This is a genomic window from Acidisoma sp. 7E03 (genome assembly GCF_054665075.1).
Genome location: NZ_BAAFHE010000005.1, coordinates 128,467 through 150,233 on the forward strand (window position 1 = coordinate 128,467; position 21,767 = coordinate 150,233).

Sequence of the window (21,767 nt, forward strand, 5' to 3'; positions counted from 1 at the left end):
GCATGCCGCCCGGGTTGAGGTTGCAATGCCGATGCGCGGCGGTTTCAGCCGCGCATACCGGCGACGTCGATCACGGCAAAGGTTTCCGGATGCGTGCCTTGCACTTTTGTTTTCCGGCCCTTCGTTCTTTTGTCATCGCGTCGAAAGCGATGTCTTTTTCTGTTGATCTGCTCATACGCAAATGGCGTGCCAATCGGAGCGACCATACTTTCAAGTATTTCTTGCAGTCTTCGCCAGGCGCGCGCTTTACAGACGTAAAGCAGCGTTACAGCTGTAACGGACGGGTGTAACGACTGCAGTGCAGCATGATCGTCTGTACTGTTCGCGCGAATCTCTGTTGCAATGAGACGGGCAGCTTCTATTCTTCGTTGCCCTATCTGGGAGAGACATCAATGGCAGCCGAGACGGGAGACGGCGATATCCCCGGCAGTTCGGACTCTGCGCGCGTTGCCGCCGATCTCGTTGCACTCATGGGCCAGGATCTTGTATTCGTGCCGCGATTTCTCGGCGAGAGCCAGGAGCGGCTACGGCGCCATTTTCGGGATTTCGCAGTTTCGGAAATGACGCGCAGCGGCTTGACGGTTGACGCGCATCCTCTGCTGGCGGCCTTCGCCGATCAACATGCAGCCGTGCTGTGTGACTTCGTCTTCACCGGCGTCGCTCTGCCCTATCAGCTGCGCATCGCGGATGTGGAGCGGCTGCGGGGTGATCACAGCGGGCTGCTGCGGGTCGATCTTTGGGATCAGCTGAAATGCCACATCATCGCCGCGGAAGCGAAGTTTCGCGCTGAGCTGCCACAGCTCGCCGACAATATCGTGCAGCTGGCGCCCGGCCCGCATGAGGCCAACGAGGATCGACACCGATGAACCATCACGCCACGTCTCCGAGCCAGGGTCTGTTCGACGCGATCGCGCGCAGCTGGCAGTTGCCTGCGGTCGCGACTGCATGGAGTTGCAGCCGCGATGGCCGGTGGGTTTCTTTCGCCCGCGCGGATGGCGCGGTCGCGCTCGCGCCCCTCGCGGACCCCGAGCCCGCCGAGGCGCGGCTACGCGTGAGCGGCGATACCGGGCGCGCCACCATCCAGAGCCGCCGCGCCCCGCCTCCCCCGCTGATCACGACCGAGCCTCTCGGCAAAGGCGCGCCCCGCCTGCTACCCCACGGCCAGGCCGGTTTCCTCGCCGGCAACGAGGATGGGTGTCTCGTCCACATCGCGGCGGACGGCTCACACACGCCCTTCGGGCCGCGGCTCGACGGCCCCGTCGCGGCACTGTCGGCACTCGCCCGCGGCTTCGCTGCGGCTTGTGGCGAGGAAGTCCTGTATGTGTCGGAAAGCGGCGCGCTCATCGAGCGCATCGCCGGCCTCCCCGGGCCCGTTACCAGTCTTGCCGCCGCACCGGACCGGGAGCGTCTTGCCCTGGCCTGCAGCGATCAGGTGCTGGTGCTCACACCCGGCGGCGGCGCGCCGCGGGTGATCCTGCCAGGGGGTGTGGTGTCCGCCCTCCGCTGGCGCCGGGACGGGGCCTATCTCGCCTGTGCGCTCGGTGAGGCGGGCCTTGCCATCGTCGATCTCGCCCGCGGTGAGGCGACGCGTTTCGGCGACTTCCCGACGCCCGTCGCCTCCATAGATTGGAGCGAGCCAGCCCAGGCCGTCCTCGCCGCAGGCGCCTTTCGCATCACCGCATGGGGCGCGGCCGCGCAGGAACGTCCGTTCCGCGACAGCCGTGCCGGCGCGCTCCAGAGCGGCCGCCCCAGCCTCGTCCCCGTCGAATGGGTGTCAGCGCACCCGACGCGGCCGATCGTCGCGGGGGGGCTGGTCAACGGCCAGGTCATCGTAGCACCCGTGGGCGCCGCGGAAGAACTGCCCGTGAAGCCGGTCGGCGCCTCGCTCACCCTGCTCGGCTGGTCACCAGGCGGCGCGCTGCTCCTCGCCGATGCCGCCGGTGGCCTTGCGATTCTCGATTTTCCAAGCAGATTGTTCAAATAGCCAGGCCGCAGGGAACGACGCATGAGCAAGATGGTCCATTCCATGATCCGCGTGTTGGACGAAGCACGCGCGGTCGCCTTCTACGAAGCCGCGTTTGGTCTGCGCATCGCCGAACGCTTCGCCTTCGAGAGCTTCACGCTCATCTACCTGCGCGGCGAGGAGGTGAGCTTCGAACTCGAGCTCACCGTCAATCACGGGCGGACGGAGCCTTACGCGCTCGGTGACGGCTACGGTCACCTCGCCGTCGTCGTCGAAGATCTCGATGCCGCGCACGACCGCATCAAGGCCCTCGGCGCCGTCTGCACCGATCCGCGCAGCCTCGCGCATGCGGGCAAGCCCCTCGCTCGCTTCTTCTTCGTGACCGATCCCGACGGCTACAAGATCGAAGTGATCGAGCGTGGAGGCCGCTTCGGTTGAGGCGGCCTCATCGTGCTAGCCCCTGGCCGTCGCCACCCGTAGAAAGGTACTGACGATCTTGGTGCCTGCACGCAGCGTGCCGGGCAGAGAGCCGGCAACCTTTGAGCTGCCGGCCGCCCGGCAGCGATAGGGCATCGGCACCTCGAGAATGCGCAGACCCGCGCGTGCCGCCCGCATCTGCATCTCGATGTTCCAGCCATAGGTCATTTCGCGGAGGTTCAGGCGTGCCAGAGCTGCACGGTCGATGGCGCGAAAGGCGCACATGTCGGAATAGCGCACACCGTACAGCGCCCCCATGCCGAGCCCGGCCATCCGGCCGGCGAGCACCTGGTGCCAGAGCATCGCGCCTGGCTCTCGCTCTCCCCGCGTACGGGAAGCCAGAACGAAATCCTGCGTGCCTGCCAGTACCGGGCCGGCGATCCTGTCGATGAGGTCGCCGCGGTCGGCGCCGTCTCCGTCCATGAAGGCAATCACGCGGCTATCCGGCAAGGCCGCTGCGGCACCCAGGGCACAGGCGCGGCCATAGCCCCGCCCCGCATCGATCACACGGGCGCCCGCCGCACCTGCGGCCGCCTGGGTGCCATCCGTGCTGCCGCCATCCGCGACGATGACGTCCCGGGCGAAGGCCGCAGGAATCTCCCGGATGACGTCGGCAATCGTCCCGGCCTCGTTGAAGGTCGGGATGACGAGGCTCAGAGGCTCCATCGCATACCGCAATTCTGGCACGGAGCGGGCGGCGTGTCGGACAGCAGGCTGTCACGGAACGCCCGGTAGGCGTCGCCGTTCCAGATCTCGCGCAGGTCCTGCTGCGTCGCATCCCCCAGCGTGTAGTTGCTGTATCCCCGCACGGAGAAGGGAGCGATACAGCACGGCAGTGCCCGGCCGTGGGCGGTGAAATACATCAGCGACCACGGCCTGCGGCAGGTGGACCAGGCGCGATCCTCCTGCCGCTTGAGGCTGAGGCCCGGCTCCGTCGCGCCGGACGCGTCCAAGGTCACGCCCAAGGGCGCGGCCACGGCCTGTGCCGCTTCGATGGCGCGCAACTCTTCGGCCTGGGTATTCTCGAACAGCGACTGCTCGGCCTGCGCCATGCCGTAGCCTTGCTCGTCGAAGACCAGGCGCTGCAGATGCACCTCGCGGATGCCCATATCGGCCGCCAGCCGAACGAAGGCGGGCAGTTGATCCACCGTCTCCTTCAATCCTGTGAGCCACAGCGAAACGCGCGGCGTGGTCGCACCCACCTGCTTCTGATAGGCGACGAACTTGCCCACATCGCGCACGATGCGATTGAAATAGTCCTTGCCGCGCACCTTCAGGTAAGACTCACGGTCCGCCGCATCGAGAGAGACACGGAGTTCGTCGAGCCCCGTGTCGATCAGCGCCTGAAAGCGCTTCGGCTGCAGCAGCGTGCCGTTGGTATTGAAGAGCACATAGGTGCCCCGCGCCTTGAGGTAGCGGATCATCTCCGGCAGTTGCTTGACCAGCATCGGCTCGCCCACGCCATGCAACACCACGCGCGCGACGTCCGGCACCTGGTCGACGATCTTGGTGAACAGCTCCCAGCTCATGTCTGCCGGGGGTTCCAGCGTCTCGAAAGTCCGCGGGCAGGTTTCGCACAGCAGGTTGCAGCGGTTCGTTACCTCCAGGTAGAGGCAGACGGGCGGCTTTGTCGCCACCGAAGCACGGCTGGCGCCGACCTCTTCGAAATAGCGGCGCGGGTCTTTCAGCGCGGCGGCAGTGGACATGACAACTCTCCAGGAACGGGGGCCACGGCGCGCCTCTGCGCGCTGCGGCGAAGATCCCGCAGCAGCAGGGCCGCCGCGGGCAGGTAGATGAGGGAGGGCCAGAGGAACCGGCTGTGGCCGATCGGGTCGATGATCAGCAGCAGTGGCGCGGTCGCGAGCCAGATGAGGGCAGCCGAGGGCGCGACCACGGCGGGCAGCGCGGCCCAGGCGAAATACCAGTGGTAATGCGGGCTCAGCAGCACGAGCGTGACGCCAATCAGCAGCCCCGTGTCCTGGCACAGCCTATAGGCATCGTTCGCCGGCGCCGGGCGGTGCAGCAGAACCAAAGACAGGAGCCCATAGAGAATGGCCGCGGCACCGGCATAGAGCGCGCTCGCGACAGGCGGCAGCGGCACAAGGCCGCCGAGACCCGCGAGCAACCAGAAGCCCTGGCCGCTCTCCAGCCCCTCCTCGCTGCCATAGGTCGGCAGGAAGCCCAGCACGTGCCGGCCGGCGCCGCTATAGAGGGCGTAGCCGAGGAGAATGACGAGAAGCCCCGCCGCGGCCGGCCGCCAAAAGCGTCCGCCGCGCAGCAAGGCGGGGGCGACGACGACCGGCAGGAACTTCGCCATGACGGCCGCTCCCAAGGCGGCGCCGGCCCAGCCGTCGCGATGCCGCGCGCGCAACAGCAGCGCGAGTCCAAGAAAGCCGACGGCGATGGCATCGACATGGCCGTCGCTCGCGAAGGACCAGAGGGCCAGCGGATTCCAGGCATAGATGAGGATGCGGCTGCGTGGCAGGCCCGCGAGCGGCAGCAGCAGCAGCATCGCGCCGATCCCCAGCCCCTCGAAGCCGAGCGCCATGAGGCGGAAGCCTGTCACGCTGTCCCACAGCCGTCCGGCTGCGGCGAAGGCCATTTCCGCCACCGGCGGATAGATGGTGCGGGCATATTCCTTGCGATTGATGTGCGGATAGACCGTCGCGTCCCGCAGCGCCGAAAGCGCCGGATCGGCGGGGATGTAGCGATAGGGATTGATGCCCTGTGCCTGCACCCGGCCATCCCACACATAGCGGTAGATGTCGGTCGAGAGCATGGGCGGCACGGTGAGCAGCGCGACCCGCAGCAGGGCGGCGACGCCGAGGACGAGCCACAGCATGTGCCTCGGGCCGTCCTCACGCAGCACCAGGCGCACGGCCGCAAAATAGGTGCCGGCACTGACGCAGAGCAGGATCACCAGCCAGCCCAGTCGCGCGACATGCGGAACCCCCGGTACTGCCGGTGGGTCGATCAGAATCCCGGCGATGGTGAGGGCCAGAAGCAGCACACCGAGCGCACCGAGGCGGAGAACCGGCCGCCTCACGCCGCGGGCTCGGCCTGCATCAGCGTGGCCACGTCCAGCGCGGCCAGCGCCCGCCGCGTGAAAGGCGCGGCATAGCCGCTCGTGTCACCGAGCAGCCGGTGCAAGGCGGTGGCATCATCGATGTCGTACCAGGGTTCGAGTTCGACGACATCGAGGCCGAGGGCCCGGGCGCGTTGCCGTGTCGCCTCCGCGACCGTCTCCGTACTCCAAGCGATATCGGCGAAGAGCCCAGCATGCGGCACCGTCATCCCGAGCAGGTAGTAGCCGCCATCATCACAGGCGCCGAGGACCACGCGGCGTTCGTCCCCCTCCGCAAGACTCCGCGCCGCCGCAATGAGAGCCGCAGTCGGCAGATTGGGCGTGTCCGAGCTCAGCACGCAGGCGCTGGCATGGCCGCGGGCGAATTGGCCCAGAATGGCATCCAGCAGGCAGCGCCCGAAACCCTCTATGCCGGGCGGCGCCCCGGCTTGGCCGTGCGCGAGGATTAGCGGCGTCTCCGCAGCGAGATGCGGTGCGATCCCAGCCTCGGTGCCCGCCGGCGCATAGGCGGCATATCGCGCAATCGGAATGGTCTCCGCCGCCAGCCGCAGATTCTCCGTGGTATCGCGCAGGAAGGCGGCACTCAGGCTCGCCGCCTGAGCGGGCTGCAGCGGCGGACAAAGGCGCGTCTTGGAGTGGCCGGGCCGGGGCGACTTCGCCATCATGGCGATGCCACAGCCGCCCTGCTTGCCTGCATCTCGCTCGTCCATGATCCGGTCCCCGGATTGTTTCGTGGTTATACGATGCAGCACGGTGTCCGGTTGCACGTGCACGGGAACGTGAGCACCCTTCAGTGAGACGGCTTCGCGAGGCCCACCTTGATTGTCGCATCATCTGGAAGCGGCGTCGTTCCGGTATCGGTGAACCGTGGAAAGGTCGCAAGCTGCGCAGGGGTGAAGGCCACCACCTCCATATCCTCGCCGAGCAGCACCATGGCATCCACCGGGACGGCGATCGGGCGGCCGCCGAAGCCCATGAACCCGCCATAGGTCATGACGACGAGAATATCTCCGTCCGCCGCACGCACGACGCTGCGCACGCGGCCGAGAATGGTCTGCGCTTCCACTGGACGCAGCACGAGGCGCTGCCGCAGGTCGCCGACGCGCACGGGCTGGGGAAAGCGCATCGCCGCCGACTGCGCGAGGCTCATCCCCGTGGGCGGGGGCATGCCGCCCGGCATCGGGCTTTGCGCCCAGGCAGCCGGCACGCAGAGGCCGAATATCAGGAGCGCCGCGGGAAGAGAGCGGTGCATCGGCGTCAAATCCCCGCAAACCAGGAAAAGCCGCGCGATTCCCAATAGCCGCCGGGGTAGGTATTGGTCACTTCGATCGCCGTGACCCATTTCGGATTCTTGTAGCCGAGCTTGGTCGCCATGCGCAGACGCAGCGGGAAGCCAAAGGGGTCGGCGAGCGGATCACCGCCGTAATCGAGGGCGAGAAGCGTCTGCGGATGCAGCGCCGTCGCCATGTCGATGCTGCTCGGATAATTATCGGCCGTCTTGAAAGCGACATATTTCGCCCGGGTATCGGCACCCACCCGCTCCAGGAAGGTCTTCAGCGGCACGCCGCCCCAGCCGCCGATATAGCTCCAGCCTTCGACGCAGATGTGCTTGATGACCATGGACTGCTGCGGCAGGGCCTGCAGTTGGGCGAGCGTCCAGGGCCGGCGGTCCGAGACTAGGCCGGAAACGTCGAGCCGCCAGGTTTGACCATCTACGGGCTTGACCTGCGTCACGTCGTAATAGGCGTTGAACTTCGGCGGCCGCAGGATTCGGGATGCGGGATAGGTCGGCGCCAGCCGGTCAGGATCGAAAAGCCATGCCTGCACCCGATCGTTGAAACGGGAGACGGCGAGCAGCGCGGCCTCGACGGATTCCGGGCGCTTGACATCGCATCCGGTGAGCATCACGAGCGCCCCGAGCGAGAGACCTCCGCGGATCAGACCGCGCCGCTCCAGGCTGCGAATGAGCGGCCGGTGTGTCTCGAGAACCTCCGCACCTGGCGCATCCTTGGGACGAAAGGGAGAGGATGTCATTCGCCTGCCTCCTGTCGCGCGGCTGGCTTCAGCGTAGGGCCGCCCAGGACCATCGCTCCGATCGTCCTGGGAACGAGAAGGGCCAACAGGGTATGGACCAGAAGAAAGCCGACGATCACGGCCATGCCGGCGAAGTGCAGCACGCGAGCGGATTGGAAGCCCCCAAGCAGACTGACGAGCGGCGCGAATTGCACGGGCTTCCAGATCGCAAGCCCCGTCACGACCTGCGAGACGCCGGCGAGGATGGCGACGATGTAGAGAAGCTTCTGAACCGCGTTGTAGACGGTCAGATCCTCATGCGCGATTTTGAAGCGCAGCGTGTCCCGGACCGTGTGCACCAGGTCCCGCAGCCGGATCGGCAGCAGCCGCTCGCGCAGCCGGCCGGTGGCGACGCCGTAGATCACATAGGCGAGGCCGTTGAGACCAAAGATCCACATGCCGGCGAAATGCCACTGCAGGCTTGGCGCCGCCCACTCTCCGAGCCGCCAGAAGCCACTGAAATGAAGCCCGTGGATGATGACGTCGTCATCATAGATGCCCCAGCCCGAGGTGATCATCACCAGCATCACCCCGGCATTGACCCAATGCATGATGCGAATGGGCAATGGATGGAGGCGGCGCGGTCGCACCGGCCTTTGGCTCACATGAGGTGGACGCACGACTCCTCCTTTGGCTCGGATCGACTTCATCCGTTACATGGCCATTTCGCGGTGGGCGCGCTCATGGTTACCATGGAATCGGCTTGTTGAAGCGGTCGAGGTAGCGCAGCCCCGGTTTTCCGCGGTTGGCCTCCACGGTGTCGACGACGAAGGGAATGCTTTCTTCGATCGACAAGGCGGCGTCGCTGCCTCCCATTTCGGTCCGCACCCAGCCCGGAGCCAGCAGCAGCAGCGCATGGCCATCGGCACGGTAGCGGCTCGCGTATTTCTTCATGAGCATGTTGAGCGCGGCTTTGCTGGAGGAATAGAGCTGCCAGCCGTCTCCCGCCTGGGCGATGCTGCCGAGTTCGCTCGTCATGATCGCGATCGTTCCGTCCTGCGGCAGAAGGTCACGCAGGATTTCCGCGGCACGGACCGGGGACAGCGCATTCACCAGCATCATGTCGAGGAAATCCCGCTCGTCGATGCTCTGAGGCGTCGCTTCAATCGCCCGCGCGATGCCGGCATTGACGAAGAGCACGTCCAGGCGCCGCCCTTCCAGCCTGCCGTGGAGGGCCTGCACCGCCTCGGCCTCAGCGATGTCCACTGTTTCAATCTCGAGACGGGCCGGGTATCGCCCCGCCAAGGCGTCCAGGTCTCGGGAGGGCGTCCGCTGGGTCGCGATGACCTGCCAGCCTCGCCCCAGGAACGTCTCGGTCAGGGCAAGCCCCAGTCCGCGCGATGCGCCAAGGATGAGGACGACTTTCTGTGACATTGTGATCTCCGCATCGAAAAGGGCGTTGGTCAAAAGGCGGCCTTGCCGACCGAGGCGCCGCCATCGACATGCAGTGTCTGGCCGGTGATGAAACCTGCTTCATCGGACAGCAGGAAGGCGATGGCCGCCGCGATGTCATCGGGCGTCCCGAAGCGGCCCATCGGCACCTGGGAGAGATAGCGGCGCTCACCCTCGCTGCCGGGTGGATTATTGGCGCGGAACAGCGCGGTCTCGGTGGGGCCCGGAGAGACCGCATTGACCGTGATGCCGGAGGTCGCGAGTTCCAGCGCCCAGCTTCGGCTGAAGCTGACCAGGGCAGCTTTTGCCGCCGCATAGGCCGTGCGTTCGACCGCGCCGAGCACGGTGAGGCTGGAGATATTGACGATCCGCCCCCATCCCCGCTCCCGCATGCCGGGCAATGCGGCCTGCACGCTCTGCAGAGCAGGATGCAGGTTGACCCGCAGCACCTCCTCCAGCACCGGGAGGTCCACCTCGCCCAGCCGCTGCGGGCGGACCAGCCCGACATTGTTGACCACGCCATCGAAGCGGAACCGGGCCGTGAGATCGGCAAGTGCATCATCCGTCGCACGCGGATCCGCAAGATCGACGGACAGCAGCCCGCCAGGGAAATGCGGCGCCGGACCCCGCGCGAGACCAACGACCCGATGACCGTTTCGGGTCAGGCGTTCCGCGAGCGCCAGGCCGATGCCCTTGCTGGCGCCGGTGATGAGAAAAGTCCGGGACATGGCAAGCCTCGTCGAAGATGGCCGGCCGCTGATGCGGCCGGATCATGGGCTCAGGCGTTGACGGAGGTCGCGCGGCGCAGCGCCGGCAGCATGTCTTCGGGCTCGGGGCGGCGCGTGTAATCCGGATTCACCTCGGCATAGAGGATCGTCCCGTCTTGGGCGATGACGTAGCGCGCCGGCATCGGCAGGGTCCAGCTCTCATCTCCATTGAAGGCCGGCAGATCGTTCTTCAGACTCTTGTAGAGATCGACGAGATAATCGGGCAATTGGAACCGCAGGCCGAAGGCATCGGCCACGTCGTTCTGTGTGTCCGAAAGGATCGGGAAGCCGAGCGCGTTCTGCCGAACGGATTTGCGGCTGTTCACCGGCGTCTGGGGCGAGATGGCGACGAGGCTGGCGCCCAGCTTCTCGAATTCGGGCAAGGCCGCCTGAAGGGCTTGCAGTTCCATGTTACAGTAGGGGCACCACACCCCGCGATAAAAGCTCACCACGAGCGGCCCCTGCGCTAGCAGCTTGGCAGAAGAGACGGGCTTGCCGTCCGGGTCGTTCAGGGTGAAGCGGGGTGCACGGTCACCCGCCTTGAGCGCACGCGTGGCGGCCCCGCTCGCGATCAACGCGGCCGTCGCGCGGTGCATGATCTCGATGACGGCGGGCGGCACGTTGTAGGGCGGCTTGCCGGCTTCGAAATCGGCCTTGAAGGCGTCGAGCTTGGCTTGAAGGGTCATGAGTCTGCTCCTTGAGCGAAAGGGGTTCAGGCGGCCGGCACGAGTGCGGTGACGCGGTCCATGGCGCGCTGCACGGCGGGGCGGGCCTCGATCTCGGCGTACCAACGGGCAAGATTTGGGGTGTCTTCCAGCCCGACGCCCGCGAACTCGCGACGCCAGAGCCAACCAAAATGGGCGATATCGGCGATGGTGAACGCCGCGCCGGCAACGAAGCGATGCTTCGCAAGGATCGCATCCAGCACGGAGGCAGTGCGCTTCGCTTCGGTCAGGAAACGGTCGATCGCGAGCGGCTGCGGCTCGGCCGCGAAGCGCTGAAAAAAGCCGGACTGGCCGAAGGCAGGGCCAAGGCCGGAGGCATGGAAGAAGAGCTGCTCGAAGACGCGGGCTCGGCCCTCGCCCGACTGAGGCAGCAGTCGGCCGGTCTTCTCGGCGAGATAGACCAGGATGGCCGCGGACTCCGTCAGCACCAGGCCGCCGTCGACCAGAACCGGCACCTTGGCGTTGGGGTTGAGGGCGACGAAAGCGGTTGCCTTCTGCTCACCCTTGCGGACGTTGACGGCGCGCAGCGCATAGTCGAGCCCAAGCTCCTCCAGCGCGATCGGCACCTTGATGCTGTTGGGCGTGGCGAAGGCGAAAACCTCGAGCATGATCCTATCCCTTGGGCTCCGGCGCGCGATGCTGGTACCGGCGCCCCTCTTCCTCGGTCCTCCGATGGGTCTGGAGGCGTCACCATCAGATGCCTCTGTGCGGCTCGACATGGCAGCCGGCTCTAAGAGATAACGTTCATTCCAGAGGGGAATGGCGTTGGACCGATATCAGGCGATGGCGACCTTCGTGCGGGTCGTGGAGACGGGCTCCTTCTCAGCCGCGGCGCGGCAGCTCAACGTCGGGCAGCCGGCGGTGTCGAAGACAATCGCCCAGTTGGAAGGCCGGCTGCAGGTCAACCTGCTGATCCGGTCGACCCATGGGCTGAGCCCGACGGAAGCCGGTCAACGCTTCTATGAGCGGGCAAAGGCCGCGATCCAGGAGGCGGACGAGGCGGAACTCGCCGCGCGTGGCGCAGGGGCCGGCCTCTCCGGCTGCCTGCGCATCTCGGCCGCCACAACCTTCGCCCGCCTGCACATCGTGCCGCTGCTGTCCCGCTTCCTCGAAGACCATCCCGATCTCGAGATTGACGTGATCCTCGATGACCGGGTGATCGATCTCGTGGCAGAGGGCGTGGACGTGTCATTGCGCATGGGCGCGCTGCCCGATTCCTCGGCGCTTGCGCGCAAGCTGGCGACGGGCGGCCGCTCGGTCCTGGCGACCCCGGCCTATCTGGCACGCCAAGGCGCGCCGCAGAGCCCGGCCGATCTCGCGGAGCATGAAGCGGTGATCTACAGCCAGCTTCCCAACGTCTGGTCCTTCACGCGGGATGGCGCGGAAGCCTCGGTTTCCGTGCGCGGTCGCGTGCGGGTCAGCGCCGCCGAAGGGCTACGCGCCGCCGTGCTGGCCGATATGGGGCTGACCATCGCCTCCGACTGGATGTTCAGCCCGGAACTAGAGAGTGGCGCGGTGCGCCGCGTGCTGACGGACTGGGCGCTGCCGCCCCTCGATCTTTGGGCGGTGTTTCCCGGCGGGCGCATGGCCAGCGCCAAGGCGCGCGCCTTCGCCCGCTTCGTCGAAACCGCCCTTGGCCGCCGCTATTCCGGCGGGGAATGATCTTTATCGCCACGTGCCCTCGTCCGCCCTGGGTCGGCCGCGTGTAGCTCAAGGACACGCCGCCGCTTCTGGCCGGCCCTGAGATCGAGGATCCGCATCATGGCAACCTTCAGCACCTACCGCGACGCCTTCCCCAATGCTCGCCTGACCCGCAAGGAGAACGGCGTGCTGGAAGTGGCGCTCCACACCAATGGTGGCAAGCTCGTCTTCAACGGACATACGCACGAGCAGTTCGTCGACCTGTTTCACCAGATCGGCGAAGATTCCGACAATCGCGCGGTGATCCTCACCGGAAGCGGTGACGCCTTCATGGACACGATCGACCCCGAGGGCTTCGATTTCTTCACCCCCCGCGGCTACGACAAGATCCTGCGCGAGGGCCGCAAGGTGCTGTCGAACATTCTCGACATCGAGGTGCCGATGATCACCGCGCTGAACGGGCCCGTGCTGCTGCACAGCGAATATGCGCTGCTGACCGACATCATCCTGGCGACGCCGCAGACTGTCTTCCAGGACAAGCCGCATTTCGAATTCGGCATCGTGCCCGGTGACGGCATGCACCTCGTCTGGCCGCATGTCATCGGCTCGATCCGCGGCCGCTACTTCCTCCTCACGCGTCAGGTGCTCGATGCCGAGACGGCGAAGGATTGGGGCGTGGTCAACGAGATCGTGCCGGCCGACCGCCTGCTGGCCCGGGCGCATGAGATCGCGGACGGCATTGCCGCCCTGCCGCCATTGACAGGCCGCTACACCCGCATGGCGATGACCCAGCCGCTCCGCCGCCTGATCGACGAAGGAACCGCTTACGGCCTTGCCCTCGAAGGCATCAGCGCGGCCGACGTCGCGCGCAGCATGGCGTCTCAGGGCTGATCTCGCTGTGCCGCCCGGTCTTCATCGGGCGGCATCCTTGCGCTGCCGAATCGCGCGCCCTTTCTCAAACCCCGCGGATGAGGCAGCATCCCGCTTTCCTCACGCCTCGCATCTTCCGGGAGGCCTCTATGTCCGAGCCGACGAAACCGTCTTCCGTTGAACCCATCCCCTATACGACGGCGACGACGACCTACAACACGGTCGAGGTCGGTGGGGTGAGACTGTTCTATCGGGAAGCGGGCCCGCGTGATGCGCCTGCGATCGTGCTGTTGCACGGCTTCCCGTCGTCGTCTCGTATGTGGGAGCGGCTGATTCCGCTGCTTGCCGATCGCTACCACCTCATCGCCCCGGACTATCCAGGCTTTGGGTACAGCGCCGCGCCGCCGCCGGATCTCTACGCCTATACCTTCGACAGTCTCGCCCGCACCACTGGCCAATTGCTGGATCATCTGGGCCTCACCCGCTACAGCCTCTTCATGCAGGATTATGGTGGCCCAGTGGGCTTCCGCATGGCGCTCTCGGCCCCCGAGAGAGTGGCCGCGATGATCGTTCAAAACGCCAATGCCTATGCGGAGGGGTTGGGCCCGAAATGGGCCAAGATCGCCGCGTATTGGGAAGACCCGGAGGCGCATGCCGATCAGCTCGACGCCTTCCTCAGCCATGCGGCCACGAAGGCGCGGCATTTGGGCGTAAGTCCTCATCCCGAACGTTACGATCCGGACGCCTGGAACGAGGAGTTCGCGATGCTATCCCGGCCGGGGCAGCGCGCCATCCAGGCCGCGCTCCTTTTCGACTACCGCACGAACGTCGCCGCCTATCCGCGCTGGCAGGCCTGGCTGCGCGCGCATCAGCCGAAGATGCTGGTGATCTGGGGGCTGTATGATCCATCCTTCATCGTGCCCGGCGCAGAAGGCTACAAGCGGGACGTCCCTGGCGCGGAGCTTCACGTGATCGACGCCGGCCATTTCGGACTGGACGAGAAGACGGAGCACATCGCGCGTCTCGTGCGCCGCTTCATGGAGACCGTCTCCGCGGCAGACGGGTGAGGCAGCCGCATCCGAAAGGCGATCAAGGCGTGCGACGCCTCACGCCCCAACCGATCGGCCGGCGGCGCAAATTGCCCGGATGCTCGGTGGCCGGCCCCCAAATCGCCTGGTAGGTGTCGATGCAGAGCCCACGCCTCTGAGCCCAGACGAAGACGGCCAGGAAGACGCACCACCACAGGGTGATGACCACAGCCATCCACCGCGGTGCGTTGACCATCCACAGCCCGAGGAAGACTTCCCCGACCGCCAGCATCAGCAGCAGCCAGCCAAGCGATTTGTGCAGATACTCGAAAGCGACGCGCCGCGGCGTCATGTCGTAATGGTCGCCGCGCAGTGTCGCTTCAGTCGGGCCACCCTTGGTTCCGCGAAAGAGCCCTGCCAATACCTGGAGTGCCAGGCCACCGCTGATCACCCAGCCGAGCCAGCGATGAAGCGCCATCAGCCGGTTGCCCGGGCCGGCACCGAGCCAGGCGAGCGCAAGCGCGGCCAGGATCGCCAACAGCGCGGCATCGATCAAGCGCCGGTGGCTGTACCACCATAGCTTCGAATCGAGCGTATTCGGCCAGTCCTGCCACGCGGTAATCTTGACGAACCGCGCGATGAAGACACCGCTCGGAATGAGGATCGTCCAGCCCAGCACCATCAGCCGGGCGTGCCAGGCGAGTAGCGGCGGCGGCGGAATGTGCAATTGTCCGGTCATTCCCGTCATCAGCCAGGCTGTCAAACCGTGCATCCCGCCCCTTCCGCTCCCGGCGCTTCTGACGGCGCCTGTTTTCGGCATATTGCGCGGCTGCGATAGTCCCGGTCTCTCCCCCCGATTGCAAGATGCGGGAGGCCGATGGTTCAGCTTTCTTCGCCGACGCGGTCGATGAAATGCTGCAGCGCGATACTTGCCGCGCCCATGGCCCACATCTTGTCCCAGCCCGTCAGGAAGGTGAGCGGCGTCGGCTTCCGCAACACGCGGAGGCGGTGGGCGGCATAGCTCTGCTCGATCGCCTGCAGCAGCAGGGGGGCGGCATTGTCCGGCTCCATCGCGAGGCAGACCGTATCCGGGTCGAAGGCCGCTGCGAGCTGGGCCAGGGCGAGGCCGATGTGATCTCCCGCCGCCGTGATGACTTTTGCCGCGGCCTTGCCGGCGACGTCGAGGTCGGCGAGCCGCCGGTCCCCGAGCCCTGCCGCGAGCTTGATCGCGCGGACGGAGGCGACACTCTCCAGGCACACCGGCTGGCCACAGTGGCAGGCGAAGGTCGCCTTGCCTGCGACCGGAATGTGCCCCACCTCGCCGGCCGCGCCGTTCCGCCCGCGATAGAGCCGCCGTCCCTCCAGCACCCCGACGCCGAGGCCGCGCCCCACGGTCATCACCACGGCGGAGGAAACCTCGGGCGGCAACAGCGTCAGCAGCATGGTTGCTAGCGCAAAGGCATTGGCGTCGTTTTCGACCACCACGGGCAGGTTCAGCCGCCGGGAGATGAGATTGGCGATCGGCACGTCGGTCCAATCGAGAACGGAGGAGAGGCGGCACAGGCCCGTCTCCGGCTCGATCAGCCCAGCCAGCGCCAGGCCAAGCACCGCAACCGGCTGGTCCCGGCAATCGGCCATGAAGGCCTGCACCTCGCGCGTCAGATCGTCCGGCGAAAGCGGGCCGGACGGCAAGGGATGTTCGCGCAACAGAGAGCCAGCGAGATCCGTCAGAACGATGAGGTTGTGGTCACCATTGAGCTGCACACCCACCACATGGGCGTAGCGGGCGGCGATCCCGAGCAGGGTCTGCGGCCGGCCCATGGCTTCCCGCCGCACGCCACGCTCCTCCACCAGCCCCGCCTCCAGCAACGGCCGGATCGACGCCGAGATCGTCGACATCGACAAGCCCGTGCGATCGCGCAGATTGGATTGGCTGAGCGGCTGCTGTTCGAAGATCAGCCTGAGCAGCCGCGCGGTGACGCTCATTGCCCCATCAGCGCCCTAAGGCCGCATCGAAGCGTGCCCAGGTATCCGTCAGATCAACCATGCGGCGGGTGACGCGCGCTTCCTCGATCTTGATTGCGGTCAGCCCGGCCTCCAGCGCGTCGATCACCCCCACCGGCAGAGAGAGCTCGCCGTTCATGTGGCGGAAGATGTCACGGGCCATCTGCTCGTCCGCTCCGTAATGGCTACCGATTTCCGCAGGCTGGTAGGAGGTGTCGATCAGGCGGCGGGCCGAATGCGAATCCGTCACGCGGAAATAGTTGCGGACGAAATCACCCTCCGCCTGACCCCGTCTGCCGATCACGCAGAAGCGGCGGAACTCGTCCGGCACGTTCAGATTGCAATGGAAGGCCATGCTGACGCCGTTGGCGTATTCCAGGATCGCCGTCTGATAGTCCACGATGTCGGCGTCGCTGTCGAAGACGTTGCGCGTCTCCTCCCAGCCGACGGGCTTGCGGTGGTAGACGTCGAGATCATTGACGCCGCGCCGCTGCGGCGCGTTTTCCGGAATGAAACTGCGCCGACCGCCGAAGCTCGCGACATGCATCGGCCGGCACCCGACGAGCCCCTGATAAAGGTCGAGGTCGTGGCAGCACTTCTCCAGCATGTAGTTGCCGGAATATTTCTGGTAGCGGCGCCAGTCGCGCATGAAGAAGGCGCCGTGATAGGTCGCGATGTGCTCGCAAGCCTCGATGGAGACGACCTCCCCCAGCATGCCCGCGGCTTGCGCCCGGCGCAGATCGACATAGAGCGGCGCGTAGCGCAGCACGAGGCCGACCATGACGCTGTCTTCGCCATGCTGGCGCAGCAGGGACGCAAGCTCCAGGCTGTCCGCTTCGGTGGTGACGACCGGCTTTTCGGAAAAGACGCGGACACCGTAATCGAGCCCTGCACGAATATGCTCGAGATGGAGATGATTGGGCGAGCCCACCATCAACAGATCGAAGCCACCGGCCGTGATCAGGCTGTCGACGTCATCATGCGCGACGCCCGTATCGATGCCGAGGGCGGCCAGTTCCGGCAAGCCCGAGGGAGACGGGTCATGATAGCCGACGATCTTGAAATCGGGGTCGGCGGCCAGGAAGCAGCGCGCGACCGACGCCATGCGGAAGCCAAGACCGATGATGGCGACTTTCATGGCGTGGCCTCCCGCGGGGCGCCTGTGCCCGTGTTCCGTCCCAGATAGATGCAGTGGCTGCGGCTGATCTCCGTGAAGCCGAGCGAACCATAGAAGGCAAGGCCGGCATCGTTGCCGAGGCTGACGCCGAGATGGAGGCGGGGCGCCCCCGCCTCGGCCAGCGCCGCAAGCTCGGTTTGGATCATGCGCCGGCCAAACCCCTTGCGTTGAGCCGCCGGGAGAAGGTTGATGTGCAGATGCGCGGGGTAACCCGCCGTGATCTCGGCAGGCGTGCGTTCGACATCGCGGATGCGCTCCATCACGCTCACGTCCTGCGGTGTCACCGGCACGAAATCGCGCAGCCTCTCCCGCCAGGGTGGCAGAAATTCGCTGTCCAGTCGCGCGCGAAAGCGCTCGCTATCCGCCGTTCCCAGCACATAGCCGAACACCGTCTCCCCTTCGGCCAGGACGAAGGCGAGATCAGGCTCCAATTCGAGATAGGGAACGGCCCACAACAGCCCCGGCAGCACCGGCAGCGTGTAAAGCTCGGTCCCGTCCTGCCCGGCGCGTGCGGTTTTCAGGCAGATGTCGAACAGGGCCTGCCGATCGTCTGGTCGTGCCTTCCGGATGTCCACCCCTGGGGCTCCTTCTTCTCTCTGCCGCGCTTCGCCGAGCATTTCCATTGACAAGCGTCCGTAGTTTCTTCGACTATCGAATAAAGTAAGTCAAGCGCCCGCCGGTTGAGAGCGTGGGCCGCAACCAAGAACGGAGGTCTTCATGCGTCTGCGCCTCTCCAACCGCACATCCCGCTCGCGGCACGGATTAGCGGCCACCAGCCTCGCGGCCCTGCTGATGGCGGCCTTGCCCCTGGGCGCGACCTCGGCCGCCACCGTCAGCGTATGGGACAACTACCCCGAGGCCGAGCGCAGCGCGGTGGTGCAGACCTTGATCTCCGAATTCGAAAAGGCCAATCCGGGCGTCACCGTTCAGCGGACCGCCCGCAGCTATGACGACATCACGCTCACCGCGAAGCTCGTGCTCTCCTCCGGCAAGGGGCCCATGGTGATGCAGACCAATCAAGGGCCCGGCGACATGGGCGTGCTCGTGGCGAACGGGCTGCTGCGGCCGCTGGACCCTTGGTTCAAGCAATATGGCTGGGACCATCGCGTCTCCACCAGCTCCCTGCAACGCAACCAGTGGTCGAAGACCCATGAGTTCGGCACGGGCGAAACCTATGGCATCGCCCCGCTCGGCGAGTTGGTCGGGCTGTACTACAATGCGAAGATTTTGAAGGACGCCGGCCTGACCGTCCCCAAGACCTATGACGAGTTCACGGCCGATCTCGCAAAGCTGAAGGCGAAGGGCCTCGTGCCCATCATGATCGGCGATGGCGATGGCGTCGGCGCCATGCAGATCTTCGCCATCCTGCAGCAGCTCAACGTGCCGGCCTCCGATCGGATGGTCGAGGATGACCTCATCTACGGCCGCCGCGGCAGCTTCAAGGGGCCGAGCTTCCTCTGGGCCGCCAATACCCTGCTAGACTGGCAGAACAAGGGCTACTTCTTCCCCGGCTATCAGGGCATTTCCCGCGATGATGCGGCAACCCTGTTCCTTCAGGGCCAGGCCGCCTTCATGATCTCCGGCAGCTGGTACGCCGGTCTCCTCAAAGGCAATCCGGACATCGGCTTCGTCGAGGTGCCGCACCTCGCCGCCGTGCCCACCCCGCTGGTCGAAGGCGGCACCGATCTCGCCTACAGCATCACCAGCATCGCGAAAACCCAAGCGGAGATGGATCTCGCTGCCAAATATATCGACTTCATGCTGTCGGAGCAGGCGGCAGAGACCTGGGCGAATGCCGGCTTCCTGCCGGACAAGCCGCTCGACCACCCCGAGCGAGTGAAGCTCAACCCCCTGCTGACGGACATCTTTGCGGCCTGGGGGCAACTGAACCGCGACAACGCCCTCGGGCATTATCTCGATTGGGCGACGCCCACCATGTTCAACACCTTGAGCCAGGGACTTCCTGAAGTGCTCGCGGGCCGCATCACCCCCGCCGCCTTCGTCGATCGGGCCGATGCGGATTACCAAGCCTATCTCGCGAAGACGGCCAAGAAGTGACCTCGGCCGCATCCGTGACGCCCGGTCGGCGCCAGCGCCGGCCGGGGAAAGGCGAGGCGACCGAGACGCATCAAGCAGCGATCCGCTTGCTGAGCGGCTCCACCGGTATCGGCGCCGCCTATATCCTGCCATCGGCGCTCATCTATGGCCTGTTCATTTTCCTGCCGATCCTCGCCTCCCTCCTTCTCAGCCTCGCGAATTGGGATGGCTTGTCCTGGCCGCATTTCGTGGGACTCGGCAATTACCTGCGTCTGGCCGAAGACCCGCAGTTCTGGAGCGCGCTGAAGAACAATGCCGTGTTCGTTCTGTTCTACGCCGTCCTGCCGCTCGCCTTCGGCTTGCTGCTGACGGCCGCGATCGGCGCCGTCACCCCGCCCGAGCGCACGGCCTTCCGCTTCCTGCTGTTCCTCCCCTACGTGCTTCCCATGGCGCTGGTCGGGATCGTCTGGCAGTGGCTCTACAACCCTGCCTTCGGGCCGATCGCGCAAAGCCTGCGCCAAGTCGGCCTCGGGTCTTGGGCCATCCCCTTCCTGGGTAGCTTCGATGCGGCGCTGCCGGCGGTGGGCTTCGTCGCGACCTGGTCCTTCTGCGGCTTCTGCATGGTGCTGCTTCTCTCCGGCGTGCAGCGCCTCGACCCGCACCTGGCCGAGGCGGCGGAGCTTGATGGCGCAACGCGCCTCGGGGTTTTGCGCTACATCACCTTGCCTGGCCTCGTGCCGGAAATCCGCATCACGCTGCTGCTCACGGTCATCGCCAGCATCAAGGCCTTCGATCTCATCTTCGTCATGACTCGCGGCGGCCCGGGCACCAGCACCCTGGTCACCAGCATCTACATGTACGAGAACGGCTTCCGTCTCGGCGCCTTCGGTTATTCCGCGGCCGTCGCGGTCATCGGCACCGTGCTGGTGCTGATCGTCAACCAGGGCATCCTCGTCCTGCTCCGAGACCGCTGATGACCCGACGTCCTGCTTTGACCCCCCGGCTCCTGCTCGGGATTTTCGCGCTGCTCACCATCGGGCCTTTCGCCCTCGTCATCATGACCTCGCTCAAGAGCGAGGCCGATGTCTTCGCAGGCCCCTTCGCCTTTCCGGCTCATCTGCATTTCGAGAACTACGTGACAGCCTGGGAGCAGGGCCGGTTTTCGACCTACTTCGTCAACTCCCTCATCGTCGTGGTGGGCGTTCTGCTGCCCAGCATGCTGCTCTCAATCCTGTCCGGCTTCGCCTTCGCCTATCTGCGCGTTCCGGCCCGCCGCGGCCTGACGATCATCCTCCTCCTCGGCATGGTTCTGCCGACGGAAGCCTTCATCATCCCCCTGTGGTACGAGTTGCGCGCCCTTGATCTGCTCAACACCTACTGGGCCTTGATCATTCCCCAGATTGCGCAATCCATTCCCTTCGGCACTCTGTTCATGGCAAGCGCCTTCCGCCAGGTGCCGCTGGAGCTCGTTGAAGCGTCCCTGCTCGATGGTGCGGAGCGGCGGGACGTGCTGTGGCGCGTGCTGGTGCCGCTCGTCATGCCCGCGGCCTCCACCTTGGCGCTCTTCCTCTTCATCTGGACCTGGAACGAGTTTCTGATGGCGCTGGTGCTGGTCACGGATGATTCCGTGCGCACCCTGCCGACGGGCCTGCTCTTCTTCCAGAGCCGCTATACGGTGAACATCCCGGTACTGACGGCCGGTGCGGTCATCACCTTGGTTCCCATCGTGCTGGTCTATTTCCTGTTCCAGCGACGGCTCATCACCGGATTGACGGCAGGCGCGGTCAAGTGACCCGCCGGCACGCCGTCAGGCGGCCATAATCAGGCGCATGAGGTTGTCGTTGAGCTGGCACGCCATGCGCCGGAACGCGGGCAGTCTGGGAACGACCTGCGTCGCGAGGTCGCGCGCGCCGGCAGCACCGAGGGCATGCTCCAGACTCGCCTTGTAGGCGGGAATACGCTGCCAGTCTGCGATCGTCTGATCGAGAATCTCGCAGTGATACTGAATGCCATAGGCGTGGCGGCCCCAGCGCATGGCCTGAACCGCACAGCCTCCGCTGGAGGCGAGCACCGCAGCCCCCTCCGGCAACTGCGTGACCTCCGCCCCATGCCACTGCAGGCTGTCGAAGCGCGCGGGAAAGCCCGCGAGGGCCGCATCCGTCTCCCCGTCCGGCGACAGTGTCACCGGAACCAGCCCGACCTCCGGTTCCGCCATAGGGCCGACGCGGCCGCCGAGCGCCGCGCCCAGAAGTTGGTGGCCCAGGCAGATTCCGAAATAGGGCCGCGCCATCGCGCGCACCCACTGCCGGATCGCCGCCTTCTCTGATCCGAGCCAGGGATAGATGTCTTCCTGCCAGACATCCTGCGGGCCGCCCATCACCGCCATCATGTCGAAGGGCGCCAGATCCGGGATGGGCTCGCCGGCATCGAGGGCAACGACCTTCACCTCGTGGCCGGCATCCCGCCAAAATTCACCGAAGACCCCCGGTGTCTCGACGTCCAGATGCTGAAAGACGAGGATGCGCACG

General features: G+C 66.0%; 26 protein-coding genes. 9 read left to right on the forward strand and 17 right to left on the reverse strand.

The features are described from left to right. Nucleotides 1-44 precede the first annotated feature (44 nt). Nucleotides 45-206: a hypothetical protein gene (locus tag ACYQ6W_RS09500; protein WP_459674969.1), complete on the reverse strand. Its 162-nt coding sequence runs from the start codon at nucleotides 204-206 to the stop codon at nucleotides 45-47. A 186-nt stretch (nucleotides 207-392) separates the two neighbouring features. On the opposite strand from ACYQ6W_RS09500, the gene ACYQ6W_RS09505 reads away from it, so the two are divergent. The 3 genes from ACYQ6W_RS09505 to ACYQ6W_RS09515 are packed head-to-tail and all read left to right on the forward strand — an operon-like array spanning nucleotide 393 to nucleotide 2,401. After that, the gene (locus ACYQ6W_RS09505; RefSeq protein ID WP_459674970.1) at nucleotides 393-866 is read left to right on the forward strand and encodes a hypothetical protein; all 474 of its coding nucleotides are present in this window, start codon (nucleotides 393-395) and stop codon (nucleotides 864-866) included. Then, nucleotides 863-1,984: a WD40 repeat domain-containing protein gene (locus tag ACYQ6W_RS09510; protein ID WP_459674971.1), complete on the forward strand. Its 1,122-nt coding sequence runs from the start codon at nucleotides 863-865 to the stop codon at nucleotides 1,982-1,984. Before ACYQ6W_RS09505 ends, ACYQ6W_RS09510 begins: the two co-directional genes overlap by 4 nt. A 21-nt stretch (nucleotides 1,985-2,005) precedes the next feature. Then, on the forward strand, nucleotides 2,006-2,401 hold the full coding sequence (locus tag ACYQ6W_RS09515) for a VOC family protein (RefSeq protein ID WP_459674973.1): 396 nt from the start codon (nucleotides 2,006-2,008) through the stop codon (nucleotides 2,399-2,401). 15 nt (nucleotides 2,402-2,416) lie between these two features. Here ACYQ6W_RS09515 and ACYQ6W_RS09520 read toward each other — a convergent pair whose 3' ends face one another. The 11 genes from ACYQ6W_RS09520 to ACYQ6W_RS09570 form a co-directional block, all read right to left on the reverse strand. Next, nucleotides 2,417-3,106, reverse strand: a complete 690-nt coding sequence (locus tag ACYQ6W_RS09520; RefSeq protein ID WP_459674974.1) for a glycosyltransferase family 2 protein — start codon at nucleotides 3,104-3,106, stop codon at nucleotides 2,417-2,419. Further along, on the reverse strand, nucleotides 3,094-4,146 hold the full coding sequence (locus ACYQ6W_RS09525) for a radical SAM protein (RefSeq protein ID WP_459674975.1): 1,053 nt from the start codon (nucleotides 4,144-4,146) through the stop codon (nucleotides 3,094-3,096). Before ACYQ6W_RS09525 ends, ACYQ6W_RS09520 begins: the two co-directional genes overlap by 13 nt. Then, the gene (locus ACYQ6W_RS09530) at nucleotides 4,125-5,486 is read right to left on the reverse strand and encodes a hypothetical protein (protein ID WP_459674976.1); all 1,362 of its coding nucleotides are present in this window, start codon (nucleotides 5,484-5,486) and stop codon (nucleotides 4,125-4,127) included. The genes ACYQ6W_RS09525 and ACYQ6W_RS09530 overlap by 22 nt, the downstream gene beginning before the upstream one ends. Beyond that, nucleotides 5,483-6,235, reverse strand: a complete 753-nt coding sequence (locus tag ACYQ6W_RS09535; protein WP_459674977.1) for a TIGR04282 family arsenosugar biosynthesis glycosyltransferase — start codon at nucleotides 6,233-6,235, stop codon at nucleotides 5,483-5,485. Before ACYQ6W_RS09535 ends, ACYQ6W_RS09530 begins: the two co-directional genes overlap by 4 nt. Before the next feature lie 80 nt (nucleotides 6,236-6,315). Further along, a complete protein-coding gene (locus tag ACYQ6W_RS09540) occupies nucleotides 6,316-6,777 on the reverse strand; it encodes a hypothetical protein (protein WP_459674978.1) in 462 nt (153 codons plus the stop codon). A gap of 5 nt (nucleotides 6,778-6,782) precedes the next feature. Further along, the gene (locus tag ACYQ6W_RS09545; RefSeq protein ID WP_459674979.1) at nucleotides 6,783-7,559 is read right to left on the reverse strand and encodes a molybdopterin-dependent oxidoreductase; all 777 of its coding nucleotides are present in this window, start codon (nucleotides 7,557-7,559) and stop codon (nucleotides 6,783-6,785) included. Next, nucleotides 7,556-8,188, reverse strand: a complete 633-nt coding sequence (locus ACYQ6W_RS09550; RefSeq protein WP_459674980.1) for a cytochrome b/b6 domain-containing protein — start codon at nucleotides 8,186-8,188, stop codon at nucleotides 7,556-7,558. Before ACYQ6W_RS09550 ends, ACYQ6W_RS09545 begins: the two co-directional genes overlap by 4 nt. Before the next feature lie 97 nt (nucleotides 8,189-8,285). After that, the gene (locus ACYQ6W_RS09555) at nucleotides 8,286-8,972 is read right to left on the reverse strand and encodes an SDR family NAD(P)-dependent oxidoreductase (protein WP_459674981.1); all 687 of its coding nucleotides are present in this window, start codon (nucleotides 8,970-8,972) and stop codon (nucleotides 8,286-8,288) included. A gap of 29 nt (nucleotides 8,973-9,001) precedes the next feature. After that, entirely contained in the window at nucleotides 9,002-9,718 is a 717-nt protein-coding gene (locus tag ACYQ6W_RS09560; RefSeq protein ID WP_459674982.1) for an SDR family oxidoreductase, read from the reverse strand. A 50-nt stretch (nucleotides 9,719-9,768) separates the two neighbouring features. After that, entirely contained in the window at nucleotides 9,769-10,443 is a 675-nt protein-coding gene (locus ACYQ6W_RS09565; RefSeq protein WP_459674983.1) for a peroxiredoxin-like family protein, read from the reverse strand. Nucleotides 10,444-10,469: 26 nt separating this feature from the next. Next, nucleotides 10,470-11,090 carry a glutathione S-transferase family protein gene (locus ACYQ6W_RS09570; protein WP_459674984.1) on the reverse strand — a complete coding sequence of 207 codons (621 nt, stop codon included), beginning with the start codon at nucleotides 11,088-11,090 and terminating at the stop codon, nucleotides 10,470-10,472. A 157-nt stretch (nucleotides 11,091-11,247) separates the two neighbouring features. Between ACYQ6W_RS09570 and ACYQ6W_RS09575 the strand changes: the two genes are divergently transcribed. From ACYQ6W_RS09575 to ACYQ6W_RS09585, 3 genes are all read left to right on the forward strand, one after another. Further along, on the forward strand, nucleotides 11,248-12,144 hold the full coding sequence (locus tag ACYQ6W_RS09575; RefSeq protein ID WP_459674985.1) for a LysR family transcriptional regulator: 897 nt from the start codon (nucleotides 11,248-11,250) through the stop codon (nucleotides 12,142-12,144). A 99-nt stretch (nucleotides 12,145-12,243) separates the two neighbouring features. Beyond that, a complete protein-coding gene (locus tag ACYQ6W_RS09580) occupies nucleotides 12,244-13,014 on the forward strand; it encodes an enoyl-CoA hydratase/isomerase family protein (RefSeq protein ID WP_459674986.1) in 771 nt (256 codons plus the stop codon). A gap of 128 nt (nucleotides 13,015-13,142) precedes the next feature. Beyond that, the gene (locus ACYQ6W_RS09585; protein ID WP_459674987.1) at nucleotides 13,143-14,060 is read left to right on the forward strand and encodes an alpha/beta fold hydrolase; all 918 of its coding nucleotides are present in this window, start codon (nucleotides 13,143-13,145) and stop codon (nucleotides 14,058-14,060) included. A 22-nt stretch (nucleotides 14,061-14,082) separates the two neighbouring features. Here ACYQ6W_RS09585 and ACYQ6W_RS09590 read toward each other — a convergent pair whose 3' ends face one another. The 4 genes from ACYQ6W_RS09590 to ACYQ6W_RS09605 form a co-directional block, all read right to left on the reverse strand. Then, nucleotides 14,083-14,793 carry a cytochrome b561 domain-containing protein gene (locus ACYQ6W_RS09590; RefSeq protein ID WP_459674988.1) on the reverse strand — a complete coding sequence of 237 codons (711 nt, stop codon included), beginning with the start codon at nucleotides 14,791-14,793 and terminating at the stop codon, nucleotides 14,083-14,085. A 110-nt stretch (nucleotides 14,794-14,903) separates the two neighbouring features. Continuing rightward, nucleotides 14,904-16,007 (reverse strand): ROK family protein, encoded by a 1,104-nt coding sequence (locus ACYQ6W_RS09595; protein WP_459674989.1) that lies wholly within the window; start codon nucleotides 16,005-16,007, stop codon nucleotides 14,904-14,906. A 7-nt stretch (nucleotides 16,008-16,014) separates the two neighbouring features. After that, nucleotides 16,015-17,163: a Gfo/Idh/MocA family protein gene (locus ACYQ6W_RS09600; protein ID WP_459674990.1), complete on the reverse strand. Its 1,149-nt coding sequence runs from the start codon at nucleotides 17,161-17,163 to the stop codon at nucleotides 16,015-16,017. Further along, nucleotides 17,160-17,777 (reverse strand): GNAT family N-acetyltransferase, encoded by a 618-nt coding sequence (locus ACYQ6W_RS09605; protein WP_459674991.1) that lies wholly within the window; start codon nucleotides 17,775-17,777, stop codon nucleotides 17,160-17,162. The genes ACYQ6W_RS09600 and ACYQ6W_RS09605 overlap by 4 nt, the downstream gene beginning before the upstream one ends. A 142-nt stretch (nucleotides 17,778-17,919) precedes the next feature. On the opposite strand from ACYQ6W_RS09605, the gene ACYQ6W_RS09610 reads away from it, so the two are divergent. The 3 genes from ACYQ6W_RS09610 to ACYQ6W_RS09620 are packed head-to-tail and all read left to right on the forward strand — an operon-like array spanning nucleotide 17,920 to nucleotide 21,031. Further along, a complete protein-coding gene (locus ACYQ6W_RS09610) occupies nucleotides 17,920-19,260 on the forward strand; it encodes an extracellular solute-binding protein (RefSeq protein WP_459674992.1) in 1,341 nt (446 codons plus the stop codon). After that, nucleotides 19,257-20,213 carry a carbohydrate ABC transporter permease gene (locus tag ACYQ6W_RS09615; RefSeq protein ID WP_459674993.1) on the forward strand — a complete coding sequence of 319 codons (957 nt, stop codon included), beginning with the start codon at nucleotides 19,257-19,259 and terminating at the stop codon, nucleotides 20,211-20,213. The genes ACYQ6W_RS09610 and ACYQ6W_RS09615 overlap by 4 nt, the downstream gene beginning before the upstream one ends. Further along, on the forward strand, nucleotides 20,213-21,031 hold the full coding sequence (locus tag ACYQ6W_RS09620; RefSeq protein ID WP_459674994.1) for a carbohydrate ABC transporter permease: 819 nt from the start codon (nucleotides 20,213-20,215) through the stop codon (nucleotides 21,029-21,031). Before ACYQ6W_RS09615 ends, ACYQ6W_RS09620 begins: the two co-directional genes overlap by 1 nt. Nucleotides 21,032-21,046: 15 nt before the next feature. Here ACYQ6W_RS09620 and ACYQ6W_RS09625 read toward each other — a convergent pair whose 3' ends face one another. Next, nucleotides 21,047-21,766, reverse strand: a complete 720-nt coding sequence (locus ACYQ6W_RS09625; RefSeq protein WP_459674995.1) for a type 1 glutamine amidotransferase — start codon at nucleotides 21,764-21,766, stop codon at nucleotides 21,047-21,049. Nucleotide 21,767 lies beyond the last annotated feature (1 nt).

Excerpts from the sequence above, each read along its gene's own strand:
- ACYQ6W_RS09590 (WP_459674988.1), bottom strand. The coding sequence starts at position 14,793 with ATGCACGGTTTGACAGCCTGGCTGATGACGGGAATGACCGGACAATTG.
- ACYQ6W_RS09560 (WP_459674982.1), bottom strand. The coding sequence starts at position 9,718 with ATGTCCCGGACTTTTCTCATCACCGGCGCCAGCAAGGGCATCGGCCTG.
- ACYQ6W_RS09525 (WP_459674975.1), bottom strand. The coding sequence starts at position 4,146 with ATGTCCACTGCCGCCGCGCTGAAAGACCCGCGCCGCTATTTCGAAGAG.
- ACYQ6W_RS09500 (WP_459674969.1), bottom strand. The coding sequence starts at position 206 with ATGGTCGCTCCGATTGGCACGCCATTTGCGTATGAGCAGATCAACAGA.
- ACYQ6W_RS09600 (WP_459674990.1), bottom strand. The coding sequence starts at position 17,163 with ATGAAAGTCGCCATCATCGGTCTTGGCTTCCGCATGGCGTCGGTCGCG.
- ACYQ6W_RS09610 (WP_459674992.1), top strand. The coding sequence starts at position 17,920 with ATGCGTCTGCGCCTCTCCAACCGCACATCCCGCTCGCGGCACGGATTA.
- ACYQ6W_RS09620 (WP_459674994.1), top strand. The coding sequence starts at position 20,213 with ATGACCCGACGTCCTGCTTTGACCCCCCGGCTCCTGCTCGGGATTTTC.
- ACYQ6W_RS09505 (WP_459674970.1), top strand. The coding sequence starts at position 393 with ATGGCAGCCGAGACGGGAGACGGCGATATCCCCGGCAGTTCGGACTCT.
- ACYQ6W_RS09585 (WP_459674987.1), top strand. The coding sequence starts at position 13,143 with ATGTCCGAGCCGACGAAACCGTCTTCCGTTGAACCCATCCCCTATACG.
- ACYQ6W_RS09540 (WP_459674978.1), bottom strand. The coding sequence starts at position 6,777 with ATGCACCGCTCTCTTCCCGCGGCGCTCCTGATATTCGGCCTCTGCGTG.
- ACYQ6W_RS09535 (WP_459674977.1), bottom strand. The coding sequence starts at position 6,235 with ATGGACGAGCGAGATGCAGGCAAGCAGGGCGGCTGTGGCATCGCCATG.
- ACYQ6W_RS09580 (WP_459674986.1), top strand. The coding sequence starts at position 12,244 with ATGGCAACCTTCAGCACCTACCGCGACGCCTTCCCCAATGCTCGCCTG.
- ACYQ6W_RS09520 (WP_459674974.1), bottom strand. The coding sequence starts at position 3,106 with ATGGAGCCTCTGAGCCTCGTCATCCCGACCTTCAACGAGGCCGGGACG.
- ACYQ6W_RS09555 (WP_459674981.1), bottom strand. The coding sequence starts at position 8,972 with ATGTCACAGAAAGTCGTCCTCATCCTTGGCGCATCGCGCGGACTGGGG.
- ACYQ6W_RS09565 (WP_459674983.1), bottom strand. The coding sequence starts at position 10,443 with ATGACCCTTCAAGCCAAGCTCGACGCCTTCAAGGCCGATTTCGAAGCC.
- ACYQ6W_RS09510 (WP_459674971.1), top strand. The coding sequence starts at position 863 with ATGAACCATCACGCCACGTCTCCGAGCCAGGGTCTGTTCGACGCGATC.
- ACYQ6W_RS09515 (WP_459674973.1), top strand. The coding sequence starts at position 2,006 with ATGAGCAAGATGGTCCATTCCATGATCCGCGTGTTGGACGAAGCACGC.
- ACYQ6W_RS09595 (WP_459674989.1), bottom strand. The coding sequence starts at position 16,007 with ATGAGCGTCACCGCGCGGCTGCTCAGGCTGATCTTCGAACAGCAGCCG.
- ACYQ6W_RS09570 (WP_459674984.1), bottom strand. The coding sequence starts at position 11,090 with ATGCTCGAGGTTTTCGCCTTCGCCACGCCCAACAGCATCAAGGTGCCG.
- ACYQ6W_RS09545 (WP_459674979.1), bottom strand. The coding sequence starts at position 7,559 with ATGACATCCTCTCCCTTTCGTCCCAAGGATGCGCCAGGTGCGGAGGTT.